General features: G+C 62.2%; 13 protein-coding genes. 4 read left to right on the plus strand and 9 right to left on the minus strand.

All coding sequences use genetic code 11. From position 1 onward, the window contains the following. The first annotated feature begins 9 nt into the window (after positions 1-9). From LUU92_RS07100 to pcaC, 3 genes are read left to right on the plus strand one after another with little or no spacing between them, the layout of a single operon-like run. Positions 10-1,365, plus strand: a complete 1,356-nt coding sequence (locus tag LUU92_RS07100; RefSeq protein ID WP_222541143.1) for a 3-carboxy-cis,cis-muconate cycloisomerase — start codon at positions 10-12, stop codon at positions 1,363-1,365. A gap of 10 nt (positions 1,366-1,375) precedes the next feature. Continuing rightward, entirely contained in the window at positions 1,376-2,167 is a 792-nt protein-coding gene (gene pcaD / locus LUU92_RS07105) for a 3-oxoadipate enol-lactonase (RefSeq protein ID WP_257103344.1), read from the plus strand. A 10-nt stretch (positions 2,168-2,177) separates the two neighbouring features. Further along, a complete protein-coding gene (gene pcaC, locus LUU92_RS07110; protein ID WP_028619276.1) occupies positions 2,178-2,570 on the plus strand; it encodes a 4-carboxymuconolactone decarboxylase in 393 nt (130 codons plus the stop codon). Between the two features lie 3 nt (positions 2,571-2,573). On the opposite strand, the gene LUU92_RS07115 is transcribed toward pcaC, so the two are convergent. The 6 genes from LUU92_RS07115 to LUU92_RS07140 all read right to left on the minus strand — a co-directional run bounded on the left by LUU92_RS07115 (position 2,574) and on the right by LUU92_RS07140 (position 12,330). Then, on the minus strand, positions 2,574-3,473 hold the full coding sequence (locus LUU92_RS07115; protein WP_222541145.1) for a polysaccharide deacetylase family protein: 900 nt from the start codon (positions 3,471-3,473) through the stop codon (positions 2,574-2,576). A gap of 118 nt (positions 3,474-3,591) precedes the next feature. After that, the gene (locus LUU92_RS07120; RefSeq protein ID WP_257103345.1) at positions 3,592-5,046 is read right to left on the minus strand and encodes a M91 family zinc metallopeptidase; all 1,455 of its coding nucleotides are present in this window, start codon (positions 5,044-5,046) and stop codon (positions 3,592-3,594) included. A gap of 92 nt (positions 5,047-5,138) precedes the next feature. Then, positions 5,139-6,389: an OprD family porin gene (locus tag LUU92_RS07125; RefSeq protein WP_257103346.1), complete on the minus strand. Its 1,251-nt coding sequence runs from the start codon at positions 6,387-6,389 to the stop codon at positions 5,139-5,141. A gap of 173 nt (positions 6,390-6,562) precedes the next feature. Further along, a complete protein-coding gene (gene adeC, locus LUU92_RS07130) occupies positions 6,563-8,020 on the minus strand; it encodes an AdeC/AdeK/OprM family multidrug efflux complex outer membrane factor (protein WP_071488876.1) in 1,458 nt (485 codons plus the stop codon). Beyond that, the gene (locus LUU92_RS07135) at positions 8,017-11,178 is read right to left on the minus strand and encodes an efflux RND transporter permease subunit (RefSeq protein ID WP_071488877.1); all 3,162 of its coding nucleotides are present in this window, start codon (positions 11,176-11,178) and stop codon (positions 8,017-8,019) included. The genes adeC and LUU92_RS07135 overlap by 4 nt, the downstream gene beginning before the upstream one ends. 3 nt (positions 11,179-11,181) lie before the next feature. Then, on the minus strand, positions 11,182-12,330 hold the full coding sequence (locus LUU92_RS07140; RefSeq protein WP_058425202.1) for an efflux RND transporter periplasmic adaptor subunit: 1,149 nt from the start codon (positions 12,328-12,330) through the stop codon (positions 11,182-11,184). Between the two features lie 265 nt (positions 12,331-12,595). Between LUU92_RS07140 and LUU92_RS07145 the strand changes: the two genes are divergently transcribed. Beyond that, on the plus strand, positions 12,596-13,228 hold the full coding sequence (locus LUU92_RS07145; RefSeq protein WP_071488878.1) for a TetR family transcriptional regulator: 633 nt from the start codon (positions 12,596-12,598) through the stop codon (positions 13,226-13,228). A gap of 315 nt (positions 13,229-13,543) precedes the next feature. On the opposite strand, the gene LUU92_RS07150 is transcribed toward LUU92_RS07145, so the two are convergent. The 3 genes from LUU92_RS07150 to LUU92_RS07160 are packed head-to-tail and all read right to left on the minus strand — an operon-like array spanning position 13,544 to position 16,137. Further along, the gene (locus tag LUU92_RS07150) at positions 13,544-14,599 is read right to left on the minus strand and encodes an alkene reductase (RefSeq protein ID WP_071488879.1); all 1,056 of its coding nucleotides are present in this window, start codon (positions 14,597-14,599) and stop codon (positions 13,544-13,546) included. A gap of 31 nt (positions 14,600-14,630) precedes the next feature. After that, positions 14,631-15,797, minus strand: coding sequence for an MFS transporter (locus LUU92_RS07155; RefSeq protein ID WP_257103347.1), 1,167 nt, complete (start codon positions 15,795-15,797; stop codon positions 14,631-14,633). A 13-nt stretch (positions 15,798-15,810) separates the two neighbouring features. After that, entirely contained in the window at positions 15,811-16,137 is a 327-nt protein-coding gene (locus LUU92_RS07160) for an ArsR/SmtB family transcription factor (RefSeq protein WP_016975101.1), read from the minus strand. Positions 16,138-16,152: the final 15 nt, after the last annotated feature.

Raw genomic sequence — 16,152 nt, forward strand, 5'->3', positions numbered from 1 at the left:
GGATGCGTTATGACACTGCGCACGAGCAATCAATTGTTCGACGCTTACTTCACGGCGGACAGCATGGCCGAGGTATTCTGCGACAGCGGACGCCTGCAGGGCATGCTGGATTTCGAAGCCGGATTGGCCCGTGCCCAGGCCCGGGTCGGGTTGATTCCCCAGGCCGCTGTCGCACCGATTGCCCAGGCTTGCCTGGCGTCGCTGTACGACGTGGATGCCCTCGGCGTGGCGATTGCCACGGCGGGGAATTCGGCGATCCCGCTGGTGAAGGCGCTGGGCAGGTTGATTGCCAGTGAAGACGCCGGGGCCGAACGTTATGTGCATTTGGGCGCGACCAGCCAGGACGTGATGGACACTGGCCTGGTGTTGCAACTGCGCCGGGCGCTGGCGTTGATCGAAAGCGACCTGGCGCGCCTGGGCGACATCCTGGCCGCCCAGGCCCAGCGTTACGCAGCCGTGCCCTTGGCCGGCCGCACCTGGTTGCAACATGCGACGCCGGTCACCCTGGGGATGAAGATCGCCGGTTGGCTGGGGGCGGTGACGCGCAGTCGGCAACGGTTGGCGCAGTTGAAGCCGCGCTTGCTGGTGCTTCAGTTCGGCGGTGCCTCCGGAACCCTGGCCGCACTGGGCGAACAGGCCATGCCGGTGGCTGAAGCTTTGGCAGACGAGCTGCAACTGACCCTGCCCGAACAACCCTGGCACACTCAGCGGGATCGGCTGGTAGAGTTCGCCGCCGTGCTTGGCCTGATCGCCGGCAGCCTGGGCAAACTGGGCCGCGATATCAGCTTGTTGATGCAGACCGAAGCGGCGGAGGTGTTCGAGCCGTCGGCACCGGGCAAGGGTGGCTCGTCCACCATGCCGCACAAGCGCAACCCGGTGGGCGCGGCCGTGCTGATCGGCGCCGCCACCCGCGTGCCGGGCCTGGTATCGACGATGTTCAGCGCCATGCCCCAGGAGCACGAACGCAGCCTGGGCCTGTGGCATGCCGAATGGGAAACCCTGCCCGAGATTTGCCGCCTGGTTTCCGGCGCGTTGCAACAGGCGCTGCTGGTGAGCGAAGGGTTGGAAGTCGACCCCGAGCGCATGGGCAAAAACCTCGACCTGACCCAAGGCCTGGTGCTGGCCGAAGCCGTCAGCAGCGTGCTCGCCCAACGCCTGGGCCGGGAAACTGCGCACCACCTGCTGGAACACTGCTGCAAGCGTGCCGTTACCGAGCAACGGCATTTGCGTGCGGTACTGGCGGATGAGCCGCAAGTCACCGCCGAGCTGTCGGCGGCCGAACTGGACCGCCTGCTCGACCCGGCCCACTACCTGGGCCAGGCCCGCACCTGGGTCACCCGCGCCGTAGCCGAACACTTTGCTTGAGGAGACCACCGTGGCATTTGTACAACTCGCCGAAGGCGACCTGCATTACCAACTGGACGGGCCAGTGGATGCGCCAGTGCTGGTGCTGTCCAACTCACTGGGTACCGACCTGCATATGTGGGACATCCAGATTGCGGCCTTCACCCAGCATTTTCGCGTGCTGCGTTTCGACACCCGTGGCCATGGCAAATCCCTGGTCACCCCGGGGCCGTACAGCATCGAACAGCTCGGCCGGGACGTGATCGCGCTGCTGGATGCGCTGGATATCCAACGCGCGCATTTCTGCGGTTTGTCCATGGGCGGCCTGATCGGCCAATGGCTGGGGATCAACGCGGGCAAGCGCCTGAACCGTCTGGTGGTGTGCAACACCGCCGCCAGGATCGGCACGCCCGAGGTGTGGAACCCTCGCATCGAGATGGTGTTGCGTGACGGCGCAGCGGCGATGGTGGCGCTGCGCGATGCGTCCATCGCACGCTGGTTCACGGCTGATTTCGCAGCCGCCAACCCGCACCAGGCCAAGCAGATTACCGACATGCTCGCGGCGACCTCGCCTGAAGGTTACGCTGCCAATTGCGCGGCGGTGCGCGATGCGGATTTTCGTGAGCAACTGGCCTTGATCAAGGTGCCGACGTTAGTGATTGCCGGCACCGACGATGCGGTCACCCCACCGGCCGGCGGTCACTTTATCCAGAACCATGTGCGGGGCGCCGAGTACGCCGAGTTCTATGCGGCGCACCTGTCCAATGTGCAGGCTGGCGCTGCGTTCAGCAACTGCGTAATCGAATTCCTGCTGGCCCGCTGAGGAGCTGTTTGTGGACGAGAAACAACGTTACGCCGAAGGCCTGCAAGTGCGCCGCGAAGTGCTGGGCGATGCCCATGTCGACCGCAGCCTCAATGCCCTGACCGAGTTCAACAGCGAGTTCCAGGAAATGATCACCCGCCACGCCTGGGGTGATATCTGGACCCGCCCCGGCCTGCCACGGCACACCCGCAGCCTGATCACCATCGCGATGCTGATCGGCATGAACCGCAGTGAAGAACTCAAGCTGCACCTGCGCGCCGCCGCCAGCAATGGCGTGACCCGCGCCGAGATCAAGGAAGTGCTGATGCAGAGCGCGATCTACTGCGGGATTCCGGCGGCGAATGCCACTTTTCATCTGGCTGAGTCGGTGTGGGATGAGTTGGGGGTTGAGTCGCGGGAATAGGGGTCAGTGGGAATCGGCATCCCACACCCAATTCCACACGCCCGGCAGACGCACCGGTTCATTCACGTCCTTCACCGTGCGTGCCAGCGCCGCACGTTGCAGGGCGGCCGTGTCGGTGTAGAACGGTTCAGCGGCGGTCTTCATACCGGTGATCCGTGCGCTGTCCAACAGGATCTGCAAGTATTCCTGCATATGCCGCGCGGTGTAGCGGTTGATGTCGTGGAAGGTCACTACCACAGGGATCACGCCATCCACCGTCGGCAACTCGCCCAACGCAATGTGTTCGCGCACCACCGACAGTTGCCGATACAAATTGGCCCGGCGCCGTGGGCTGCCGTTGAAGCCCCAGATCTTGCCGTCATTGGCACTCAAATCCGTGAGCAGCACCTGCATGCCGTGACGCTGGTAGGCGGCGAAGGTGCGGCGGTCGTAATTCCAGAACGGCGGGCGGACCAGCACCGGCGGGTTGCCGGTGATCGACGCAATGTCAGCGGCACCCTGGGTGAGGGTACGTTCCAGTTCGGCGTCATTCAGCCAGCGATGGTTGGTATGAAACGCCGTGGCGGTGTGGAAGGCGAGGATGTGACCGGCCGCATACTCGCGCTGCATGGTCTTGCGACCCCGCGAACTGCCACCGGAGCGTGAGGCTTCGGTTTGCAGAAAGAACACCGCCTTGATCCCCGGCAGTATCGGGTTTTGCGCCAGGTCAGCCACCACTGAGCGGCTCGGGTTGTTATAGCCTGACGCACTGGGGCCGTCATCGAAGGTCAGCAGAAAACGGATCGGCGCCTGGCCTTGCAGGCGTTGCTCGGTCTGGGGTGTCAGGGCGACAGGTGCGCCAATACAGCCGCTGAGGCTCAGGGCCAGGGCAAGCACGGCGGATGCGATGGCGAAGGATTTCATGGTGGGCACGGGCTCGAATGGAGGGCCGCTGCTGGGTGGATCAGCAGCGGCAGGCGCGCACCATACAGGAAGATGGATGGTGTGAGGTTACCGCCTGACCAACGAGCACTGTTCAGGCTCAGCCGACGTATTGGGTACGCAGCGGCTTGCCCATTTCTTCGTTCAAGGCGTTTTCAGTAAAGGGTTTGGGGTTGGGAGAAGACTCGGGCGTGGTAGGCAACCCCACCGCTTGACGTTCGCTGTTGGGCACATCCAGTGCTTCGCCCTTGAATGTCTCCACGGTCGAGCCCGTCAACGCGGTGCCGTTACCGGCGTTATAGGCGTGGACCATTTCGTGATAAAGGATTGTGATGGGCGAATACGTCACGCCGGCCAATACGTCCAGAGCGGAGCGGTTATAGGTGATTTCAGCCCGGTCAGCCCGCGACCCCGGCACACCGTCCACCATGAACCCCCACTTGGGATCGTCGCCGACCGCTGGCGGGCGTTCGTATTGCATCAAGGTTTTGAGTTCCTCGCTGCCATAGGTGTAGCTGCTTCCAGTGTCGAGCAGGTCCTCCACCAACGTTACCGGTGCGCCGTTGCGCCGGGCTATCGCGTTCATTTCGGCAAGCATCTGTTTGCCTTGAGGGGAGCTGCGCAGCAAGGCCAGATCGTCTTCGACCCGTTGGATAAAGTCGACCGAGCCTTTTATGACAAACCCCTCAAGCGGTGCTTGGTCAGGCGTGACGGTGGTCAATACCGAGCCGTTGAGACGCTGGATCGTATCGCCGGATTGAGCGTAGATCAGGTCGCCGGGACGATTGGCAATGACTGTGTCGCGGCCACTGCCGGTATAGACAGTGCTGCGGTCGTGGGCGATCAAACGATCATCATCGGCGCCGCCATGCAACACCGTATGGCCGTTGCCAGCAGACAGGCGATCATTGCCATTGCCGCCGTCCAGGTAGCTCGTTTTGCTTTTTGGCCCTGCACCGGCGTAAAGGCGGTCGTTGCCATTGTTGCCATAGATCACGTTGTCGCCGCTGCCGCCAACGATCGTGTCGCCGCCGTCGCCACCTTCGGCGTAGCCAAGGCCGCTGCCGAGGTGAAGGACATCGTTGCCAGGACCGCCGAACAGGCGGGTGTAGCCACCGCCGGCGCGCACCCGATCGTCGCCGTCCCCGGCGTCCACCGTGATCGGCTGGGTCACGTTGGCGTCAATGCGGATGTTGTCGTTACCGCCGTGGGTCTTGAGGTGAAAGGTCAGTGGCTCGCCGTTTTCATCGTGGCTGTCAAAGCGATACGACCGGTCATTGACCTTTACATCCAGCTTGCCTGGAAGGTGCTGGCTGATATGGATCTGGTCCGCTTTGTCACCGGTTTCAAGGATCAGGCTGTTGCTGATGCTGTAGGTCAGGTCATGCTCCCAGACTGATTGTCCGCAGGCCTTCAAATTGCCGTCATCCAGAAACGGATGCCGATGAGCTTGAACCGGATTGTCGGGCGTGAACGCCAGTCGGGGAGGTGGGTCGGGTGTGTAGTGGCTGTTGCTGAAGACCTTGGAGCATGCAATACGATTTGAAGCGTCCATGTGAGATCCCTGTGGGAGAGCCAGGCACTGGCCCTGTCTCATGAAGTCGACCGGACACTTCAAATCGTTCCCTGGATAAATGTAATGCGGCTTTACAGCAGGCTGATCGGGTAACTGACGATCAACCGGTTCTCGTCGAACTCATTGTTGCTGTAGTCGCGGCGCATGCTGGAATTGCGCAGGCGCACATTGAGGTTTTTGGCCACGCCGCTTTGCACTGTATAGCCCACTTCGGTTTCGCGGCCCCATTCCTTGCCGTCAGTGATGGTGCCGGTGTGTACGTTGCTGCCGCTGATATAGCGGTTCATCAGGGTCAGGCCGGGCACGCCGAGGGCGGCGAAGTTGTAGTCGTGACGCACTTGCCAGGATTTCTCCTGGGCGTTGTCGTAGCTGCTGTTGTAGCTGTCGTTGGCCAGGGTGCCGCCGCTGGTACCGTTGACCCGCATCCAGGCGCTGTTGCCGGTGAGCTTTTGCAGGCCGACGTAGAAGGTGTTGCCGCCGTATCTGGCGGAGAACAGGCCGGACCAGGTCTTGTTGTCCAGCTCGCCGGCACGGGCGCTGCCATCGTCCTTGCCATAGAAGAAGCCGAGGTTGGCGCCCAGGGTCCAGTCGCCCAACGGCTGGCTGTGGGTCAGGTTGACGAACTGCTGGCTGTAGATGTCCTTGAGCTGGGCATTCCACAGGCCGATCTGGGTGAGTTTGTCGTTGAACAGGTATTCGCCGCCCTGGAAGTTGAAGCGGTCCGAGGTGAACGCGGCTTTGCCGAACATCGACAGGTCGCTCATGCTGCTGTCGTCACGCGGGCTGTTGGCGCGGAACTGGCCACCGTAGAGGGTCAGTCCGTCGATCTCCTTGGAGGTGATCTGCCCGCCGCGCAGGGTTTGCGGCAGGGAACGGCCATCGTCCGAACGCAGGATCGGCAGCACCGGCATCCATTCACCAACCTTCACTTCCGTCTTGGAAATACGCGCCTTGAACGCCACGCCCAGACGCCCGAATTCATCCGCCGGGCGGCCGTCGTGGTCCAGCGGCAACAACTGGGTGCCGCCGGTGCCGCGCCCGCCATCGAGCTTCAACGAGTACATGCCCAGCACATCCATCCCGAAACCCACCGTGCCCTGGGTGAAGCCGGACTTGGCATCGAGGATGAAACTCTGCGTCCACTCCTGCGCGCCGCCCTGGGTCTTGGTCGGGTTGGTGTAATTGCGGTTGAAGAAGAAATTGCGCAGGTTGAGGTTGGCGCTGGCGTCTTCGAGAAAGCCGTGTTCCTCGGCGAGGACGGGCAGGGCAAGACTGGCGACAGCGGTTGCCAGCAAAAGCTGGCGCGGGTGGAAAGTGCTCATGGCGTAAGGACCTGTTGTTATTGGGTTTATGCAGGTGGCGGCCATGGTGCGCGGCGGCGCGGGGGCGATGAAAGTGGGGGAGAGCGGGTTGTGGGCGATGATCGAACGCAAGTTGTCCGCTGCAGAAAAGCAAAAAGCCCACCAAAAGGTGGGCTTCGTTGACGCGGGTGTTATCAGAACAACTTCAGTGGCGGTGCTTCTTCTTTCAACGGCTCGTTCTTCGCGGTCTGCTCGCTCCAGCCACCGCCGAGGGCCTTGTACAGGTTGACCTCGCTGGTGAGCTGCGCCAGGCGGTCGGTGATCAGCGATTGCTGGGCACTGAACAGTTGGCGCTGGGCATCGAGGAACGTCAGGTTGCTGTCGACACCGATGCGGTAGCGACGCTCGGCCAGGCGGTAGTAATCCTGGTTGGCCGCGACGAAGCCGCGCTGGGCGTCCAGTTGCTGCTTGTAGGTCTCACGTGCGGCAAGGCCGTCGGAGACTTCCTGGAAGCCGGTCTGGATCGCCTTCTCGTAGTTGGCCACGTTGATCTCTTTCTGGATCTTCGAGTAGTCCAGGCTGGCGCGCAGGCTACCGGCGTTGAAGATCGGGATGTTGATCTGCGGGGCGAACGACCAGGTGCCCGAACCGCCTTTGAACAGGCCGCCCAGGTTAGGGCTCGCGGTACCGGCGCTGGCGGTCAGGCTGATGCTCGGGAAGAACGCGGCACGGGCCGCACCGATGTTGGCGTTGGCGGCCTTGAGGTTGTACTCGGCTTGCATGATGTCGGGACGACGTTGCAGCAGGTCCGATGGCAAGCCGGCCGGCACTTCGCTGAGCAGGTTATCCGACAGCGGCTTGCTGACGATATTCGCCGGCAGGCCGGTGCCCAGCAGCAGGGTCAGGCTGTTTTCGTCCTGGGCCACCTGGCGGGTATAACGCGCCAGGGCAACCCGGGCGTTTTCCACCGAGGTACGCGATTGGCTCAGGTCGAGGGCCGAGGCCACGCCGACTTCGTTGCTGCGCGAGGTGAGCTTGAAGCTTTGCTCGTACGCGTCCAGGGTGTCCTGGGTCAGCTTGAGCAGTTCCTTGTCGGCCTGCCAGGTCAGGTAGGCGTTGGCCACGCTGGCCACCAGGCTGATCTGGGTACTGCGCCGTGCTTCTTCGGTGGCGAAGTACTTTTGCAGGGCTTCTTCACTCAGGCTGCGTACGCGACCGAACAGGTCCAGCTCATACGAGCTGATCCCGAGACCGGCCGAGTATTGGCTGCTGATGGTCGATTCGCCGGTCTGCGACAAGCGGGCCGGGGTACGCGAACGGCTGCCGCTGCCCGTGGCCGACACGGCCGGGAACAGATCGGCGCGCTGGATCTGGTACTGCGCGGCATAGGCGTCGATGTTCAGGGCCGCGACACGCAGGTCACGGTTGTTCACCAGCGCGGTCTGGATCAGCTGTTGCAGGGCCGGATCATGGAAAAACTGCTTCCAGCCCTGCTCGACAGCGGCCTGGCTCGGCGCCTGGGCCGACGAATACGCCGGCCCCTGCGGGAACTGTGCGGCCACCGGCGCTTCGGGGCGCTGATAGTCAGGTATCAGCGAGCAGCCACTGAGCACGAATGCGGTGACGGCTAGGGAAAGTAGCGACTTGCTCATTGGCCAGCCTCTTTAGGGGTTTCAGTTGTGTCAGTCTTTTTACGTTCGCCAGCGGCGGATACGGTTGCGAAGAACAGGGGCACCCAGAAGATCGCCAGCACGGTGGCCGTGATCATACCGCCGATTACACCGGTACCGATCGCGTGCTGGCTGCCCGAACCTGCACCCGAGGAGATCGCCAGCGGCAATACGCCGAGGATGAACGCCATGGAGGTCATGATGATCGGGCGCAGACGCATCCGCGAGGCTTCGATGGCCGACTCGACGATGCCCTTGCCTTGTTCGTGAAGTTCTTTGGCGAACTCCACGATCAGGATGGCGTTTTTCGCCGCCAGGCCCACCGTCACCAACAGGCCCACCTGGAAGAACACGTCGTTGGACAACCCGCGCATGCTGGTGGCGATCAACGCACCTACCACACCCAGCGGCACGACCAGCACCACCGCAATCGGGATCGACCAGCTTTCGTACAGGGCCGCGAGGCACAGGAACACCACCAGCAGCGACAACGCGTACAGCGCAGGCGCCTGGGAGCCGGACAGACGTTCTTCGTACGACAGGCCGGTCCATGCGTAGCCGATACCGGCCGGCAGTTCCTTGGCGATACGTTCGACTTCGGCCATGGCGTCACCGGTACTGTAGCCCGGGGCCGGGGTACCGAGGATTTCCATTGCCGCTACACCGTTGTAGCGCGAGAGCTTGGGCGAACCGTAGATCCATTTGCCCGAGGAAATGGCCGACATCGGCACCATCTTCCCGGAGTCGCTGCGCACGTACCATTTGTCCAGGTCTTCTGGGGACATGCGGCCAGCGGCTTCACCTTGCACGTACACCTTTTTCACCCGACCACGGTCGATGAAGTCGTTGACGTAGCTGCCACCCAGGGCGATCGCCAGGGTCTGGTTGATGCTCGACAGCGAAATACCCTGGGCACTGGCCTTCTCGTCGTCGACGGTGAGCTCGTACTGCGGCTCATCGTTCACGCCGTTGGGGCGCACACCCGCCAGGATCTTGCTTTGCGCGGCGGCCCCGAGGAACTGGTTGCGTGCATCCATCAGCTTCTGGTGGCCAACGCCGCCCTGGTCTTGCAGGAACACGTCGAAACCGGTGGCGTTACCCAATTCCAGTACCGAAGGCGGCACGATGGCGAACACCATGGCGTCCTTGAACGCTCCGAAGAAGTAACCCTGGGCACGCTTGGCCACTTCGAATACCGAGGTGGACGCATCCCGTTCATCCCACGGCTTGAGCATCACGAACGCCAGGCCCGAACTCTGGCCACGACCGGCGAAGTTGAAGCCGTTTACGGTGAATACCGACTTCACCGCCTTGCCTTCGCCCGGCTCGCCTTCCTTGTCGTTGAGCAGGAAGGCACGCATGTCGTCGATGACTTTCTGCGTACGTTCGGCCGAAGAGCCGACCGGGGTCTGCACCTGGGCAAAGATCACGCCCTGGTCTTCTTCCGGCAGGAATGCGCTCGGAATGCGGGTGAACAGCCAGATCATGCCGGCGAAGATGATCAGGTACACGAAGAATGCTGGAAACTTGTGCTTGATCATGTTGCCCACGCCGCGCTCGTAGCTCAGTACGCCACGGTCGAAGGTGCGGTTGAACCAGCCGAAGAAACCCCGCTTGGGTTGGCCGTGCTTCTCAGGGTCGATCGGCTTGAGCATGGTGGCGCACAAGGCCGGGGTGAAGATCAGGGCAACCAGTACCGACAACGCCATGGCCGAAACGATGGTGATGGAGAACTGTTTGTAGATCACACCGGTGGAGCCACCGAAGAATGCCATCGGCAACAGTACCGCCGACAGCACCAGGGCAATACCGACCAGGGCACCCTGGATCTGGCCCATGGACTTGACCGTCGCCTCCTTGGGCGACAGGTGTTCCTCGGCCATTACCCGCTCGACGTTTTCCACCACGACGATGGCATCGTCCACCAGCAGGCCGATGGCCAGGATCATGCCGAACATGGTCAGGGTGTTGATGGTGAAACCGAACGCGGCCAGGATCCCGAAGGTACCCAGCAATACCACCGGTACGGTCATGGTGGTGATGATGGTGGCGCGGAAGTTCTGCAGGAACAGGAACATCACCAGGAACACCAGCACGATCGCTTCGACCAGGGTGTGGACTACACCGGAGATCGATTCGGTCACCACCGGCGTGGTGTCATACGGCACCACTGCCTTCATGCCTGGCGGGAAGAACGGTTCCAGGGACGCCACGGTGGCACGGATGGCCTTGGCGGTGTCCAGGGCGTTGGCGCCCGAGGCGAGCTTGATCGCCATACCCGAAGCCGGCTTGCCGTTGAACTGTGCGCTGATGCTGTAGTTCTGGCCACCCAGTTCGATCCGCGCGATGTCACGCAGGCGAACCTGGGAACCGTCGGTATTGACCTTCATCAGGATCTTGCCGAACTCTTCAGCGGTCTGCAGGCGGGTCTTGCCGATGATGGTTGCGTTCAGCTGGGTACCGGGCAGAGCAGGCAGGCCGCCCAATTGGCCGGTGGCCACCTGGACGTTCTGCGCCGCGATGGCGGTGCTGACGTCGACCGGGGTCAACTGGTAGTTGTTCAACTTGGCCGGGTCGAGCCAGATACGCATGGCGTACTGCGAACCGAACACCTGGAAGTCACCTACACCTGCCGTCCGCGAGATCGGGTCCTGGATGTTGGACACGATGTAGTTGGACAGGTCGTCCTTGGTCATGCTGCCGTCTTCCGACACCAGACCGATCACCATCAGGAAGTTCTTCACCGACTTGGTCACACGGATACCCTGCTGCTGCACTTCTTGCGGCAGTAGCGGGGTCGCCAGGTTCAGCTTGTTTTGCACCTGGACCTGGGCGATGTCCGGGTTGGTACCCTGGTTGAACGTCGCGGTGATGGTCATGCTGCCGTCGGAGTTACTGTCCGAGGCGACATAACGCAGGTTGTCGATACCGTTGAGCTGTTGCTCGATCACCTGCACCACGGTGTCCTGCACGGTTTGTGCGGACGCGCCTGGGTAGGTCACCTGGATGTCGATGGCGGTTGGCGCGATGGCCGGGTATTGGTTGATGGGCAACTTCAGGATCGACAATGCCCCGACCAGCATGATCACCAGGGCAATTACCCAGGCGAAAATGGGACGGTCGATAAAAAATTTCGACATGGGTTACTCCCCCTGGCCAGCAGCGGCGGCAGGAGCGGGAGCAGAACCGGCAGGCTTGGCGTTGTCGGCGTCCTTGACCTTGACTTCAATGCCCGGCTTGATGAATTGCAGGCCTTCGGTGATCACGCGGTCACCGGCGTCCAGGCCTTTTTCCACCAGCCAGTAGGCGCCGGCAGTGCGGTTGGCCACCAGTTGACGCTGCTCGACCTTGTTGTCCTTGTTCACCACCATGGCGGTCGGGATACCTTTGATATCACGGGTCACGCCTTGTTGCGGTGCCAGGATGGCCTTGCTGTTCACGCCGGCTTGCAACTGGGCGTGCACGAACATGCCCGGCAGCAGGGTGTGGTCAGGGTTGGGGAACACGGCGCGCAGGGTCACGGAGCCGGTGGTCTGGTCGACCGATACTTCGGAGAACTCCAGCTTGCCGTCCTGGCCATAGGCAGTGCCGTCTTCCAGGGTCAGCTTGACCTTGGCCGCGTTGGCGCCGGCTTTTTCCAGCTGGCCGCTTTCCAGGTCGCGGCGCAGTTTCAGCATTTCGGCCGAAGACTGCGTGACGTCGACGTAGATCGGGTCCAGTTGCTGGATGACGGCCATGGCATCGGCCTGGCCGTTGCTGACCAGCGCGCCTTCGGTTACCGAAGAACGGCCGATACGCCCGGAGATCGGCGCGAACACTTTGGTGTAGCGCACGTTGATCTGGGCGGTTTGAACGTTTGCTTCCGCGGTCATGCGGTTGGCGACGGCGGTGTCGTATTCCTGACGGCTGACGGCCTGCTCATCGACCAACTGCTTGTAGCGGTCGGAGATGGACTTGGTCTGGGTCAGGCTGGCCTGTGCGCTTTTCAGGGTGGCGTCATACACCGACGGGTCGATCTGGTAGAGCTGTTGCCCTTCCTTCACGTCGCCACCTTCCTTGAACAGGCGCTTGAGAATGATGCCGTTGACCTGTGGGCGAACTTCCGCGATGCGGTAGGCGGTGGTGCGGCCTGGCAGCTCGGTCGTCAGGGTATAGGCTTGCGGTTGAATGGTGACCACGCCGACCTGAGGGGTTTGGGCGGGCGGAGCCGCTTCTTCCTTTTTACATCCGCTGAGCAGCGATGCCAGGGCGACGGCAGTGACCAGAGCGGTAACAGCTGGCTTAAGTTGCATGAAGATCCTCGGGTCAGGCGCGCAGGGTGCGCACAAGAAGTGTGGAAGGGTAAAAAACAAGCTGTGAGTAGATAAGTAGCTTGCTACGCAATATACTTACGTTCATGGTTGTTTGTAAACTCTTGACAGGCTTCGCGGAATGTTGACAAAGCAACGCCCAAAGCCTCGATTTTAGTACGTTCGGCGCCCATGACGGTGTCGTCCCACAATGATTCAGACGGTGGCCAACCACCACCCACCGTGTCCCGATTGAGGTTTTACTGCCATGGTTCGTCGCACCAAAGAGGAAGCTCAGGAAACGCGCAGCCAGATTCTCCAGGCCGCCGAGCAAGCCTTCTATGAACGTGGCGTTGCGCGGACCACGCTGGCGGATATCGCCGCACTGGCCGGTGTGACGCGGGGCGCTATCTACTGGCATTTCAGCAATAAATCCGATTTGCTCCAGGCGCTGCTCGACACGCTGCATGAGCCGCTGGACGAGTTGGCCAGGGCCAGTGAAAGCGAGGATGAACTCGACCCGCTGGGCTGTATGCGCAAGTTGTTGATTCATTTGTTCCATCAAGTGGCCCTGGACCCGAAAACCCGGCGCATCAACGAGATCTTGTTCCATAAGTGCGAATTCACCGATGAAATGTGCGACATGCGTCGCCAGCGCCAGACCCACAGCCAGGAATGCAACCTGCGCATCGGCCTGACATTGCGTAATGCGGTCCATCGCGGTCAACTTCCGGAAAACCTCGATACCACCCGTGGCGCGGTGTGCATCCACGCCTACATCAACGGGCTGATCGGCCAGTGGCTGCTGGTACCCGACAGCTTCCAACTGCATCAGGAAGCCGAACGCTGGGTGGACGCCGGGCTGGACATGCTGCGCTGGAGCCCGAGCCTGCGCAATTAAGACAAAATGCGTAATTGCATCAGGTTGTGTCAACAGTAAAGCCCAAGGACCGTCAATCGTCCTTCTGCCTGATGGGTGGGGTGACTTTATATACGGGCTGGCGGGCGGTTGATAGGTAGCCGCCTAAGTATTTTGTAGCGATTTTGTTGCAGGGCTGTGAAGGAATGTTTCCTCGTGGACGCTAGAAATCAAAAATGTGGGAGGGGGCTTGCCCCCGATAGCACAGTGTCAGTCACCCGATTCATTGGCTGACACGCCGCTATCGGGGGCAAGCCCCCTCCCACATTGGGTGGTCGTACTACTTCGGAATAACGATTACAGCGCCAGCGTCGGGTAGTCGATGTAGCCGACCGGGCCTTTGGCATAGAAGGTTTCCGGATGCGCTTCGTTCAGCGGTGCATCGGCTTTCAAGCGCGCCGGCAGGTCCGGGTTGGCAATGAATGGCACACCGAAGGCCACCGCATCCGCCTTGCCCGAGGCCAGCCAGGCGTTGGCGCTGTCCTTGGTGAAGCGCTCGTTGGCGATGTAGGTGCCGCCAAAGGCTTTCTTCAGTTGTGGGCCAAGGCTGTCCGCACCTTCTTTCTCACGGGAGCAGATAAACGCGATGCCACGCTTGCCCAGTTCGCTGGCAACGTAGGTAAAGGTTTCCGCCAGGTTGTCATCGCCCATGTCATGGGAGTCGGCGCGCGGTGCCAGGTGCACACCCACGCGGCCAGCGCCCCAGACGTCGATGGCGGCGTCGGTCACTTCCAGCAGCAGGCGTGCACGGTTTTCCAGGGAGCCGCCGTACTGATCGGTGCGCTTGTTGGTGCTGCTTTGCAGGAACTGGTCGAGCAGGTAGCCGTTGGCGCCGTGGATTTCCACGCCGTCGAAGCCGGCGGCCTTGGCGTTCTCGGCACCGGTGCGGTAGGCATCGACGATGTCGGCGATTTCCGCGGTTTCCAGGGCGCGTGGGGTCGGGTAGTCCGCCAGTGGACGCACCAGGCTGACGTGGCCTTTAGGCTGGATCGCGCTCGGGGCTACCGGGCTTTCGCCGTTCAGGTACGACTCATGGGAGATACGGCCCACGTGCCACAGTTGCAGGAAGATCTTGCCGCCCGCGCCGTGCACGGCCTTGGTCACGTTGGCCCAGCCGCGCACCTGGTCGTTGGACCAGATGCCTGGGGTGTCCGGGTAGCCCACGCCCATCGGCGTCACGGAAGTGGCTTCGCTGAGGATCAGCCCGGCGGAAGCGCGTTGCACGTAGTACTCGGCCATCAGCGCGTTGGGCACGCGACCTTCATCGGCACGGCAGCGGGTCAGCGGCGCCATGATGATGCGGTTCGACAGTTCCAGGTCGCCCAGTTTGATCGGATCGAAAATAGTCGTCATGGGATAACACCTTTCTCTATTAAGTGGTTGATCAGTGGGTAGTGAGGGCCAGGTCGGCATCGCCGCCCTGACGGAAAGTAATCAGCGTCACCAGCAGCGCGAGAATCGCCAGGGCCGCTGCGGCCAAGGGCACGCTGGTCAGGCCGAAACCGTGGGCGATCACACTGCCGCCCACCCAGGCACCCAGGGCGTTGCCGATGTTGAACGCGCCGATGTTCAGGGTGGACACCAGGTTCGGTGCGGCCTTGCCGAAGGTCACCACGTTGATCTGCAACGCAGGCACGGCGGCAAACGAGGCGGTGGCCCACAGGAACAGGGTGATTTCGGTGGGGATCACGGCGACGCTGGTCCAGGTCAGTGCCGTGGAGACCAGCGCCATGCTGATGAACACGCCGATCAGAGTGGCCGCCAGGCGCTTGTCCGCCAGCTTGCCGCCGATGATGTTACCCACGGTGAGGCCCAGGCCGATCAGCAGCAGGGTCCAGGTCACGCCCTTGGGCGACACGCCGGTGACATCGCCGAGCAGCGGCGCGACGTAGGTGAATAGGGTGAACATGGACGCGGCAAACAGCGCGGTCATGCTCAGCGACAGCCAGATGCCGGCGCCCTTGAGGGCGGCGAGTTCGGCGCGCATGTCGAGTTTTTCTTCATCACGCCTGGCCGGCAGGAAGCGGATCAGGCCGATCAACGCCACCACCCCAATCACCGTCACCGCCCAGAAGGTCGAGCGCCAGCCGGCTGCCTGGCCCAGCGCGGTGCCCAGCGGCACGCCGAGCACATTGGCCAGGGTCAGGCCGGTGAACATCAAGGCCACGGCCGAAGCACGCTTGTTGGCCGGCACCAGGTTGGCCGCCACCACTGAACCAATCCCGAAGAATGCACCGTGGCACAGCGCGGTGACCACACGGGCGAACATCAGCACGTTGTAGTCACTGGCCAGGGCGCAGAGCAGGTTGCCGATAATGAAGATGCCCATCAACGCTACCAGCGCCGCCTTGCGTGGCAGTTTGGCGGTGGCCAGTGCCATGAAGGGCGCGCCGATGGCCACGCCCAGGGCGTAACCGGTCACCAGCCAGCCGGCGCCGGGAATCGACACACCCAGGTCCGTCGCCACATCGGGCAACAAGCCCATGATGACGAACTCGGTGGTGCCGATGGCGAAGGCGCTGAGGGCCAGTATGAGGAGCGAGAGGGGCATTGGCGTTTCCTTGTTACAACGCGGCGCTGTCGTGCGCGCTGAGTTCGGTGGTGAGCGCCGCGAGGAAGGCCTGGATGGTGTCCTCGTTGCGTTTGAAAAAGTGCCACTGGCCGGCCTTCTGGCTGCTGATCAACCCGGCGCGTTGCAGGGTGGCCAGGTGGGCCGATACCGTCGACTGGGACAAGCCGCAGCGCTGGTCGATCTGCCCGGCGCAGATGCCGTATTCGTGGTTGTGCAGTTGCTCGGGGAATTGCACTTTCGGGTCTTTCAGCCAGGTGAGGATGTCTCGTCGTACTGGGTGTGCCAGGGCTTTTATTATTTCGTCGAGGTCGATGGACATGGCAGGTGCTCGGTG

The sequence above is a fragment of the Pseudomonas extremorientalis genome (genome assembly GCF_024584605.1).
Classification (GTDB): domain Bacteria; phylum Pseudomonadota; class Gammaproteobacteria; order Pseudomonadales; family Pseudomonadaceae; genus Aquipseudomonas; species Aquipseudomonas extremorientalis.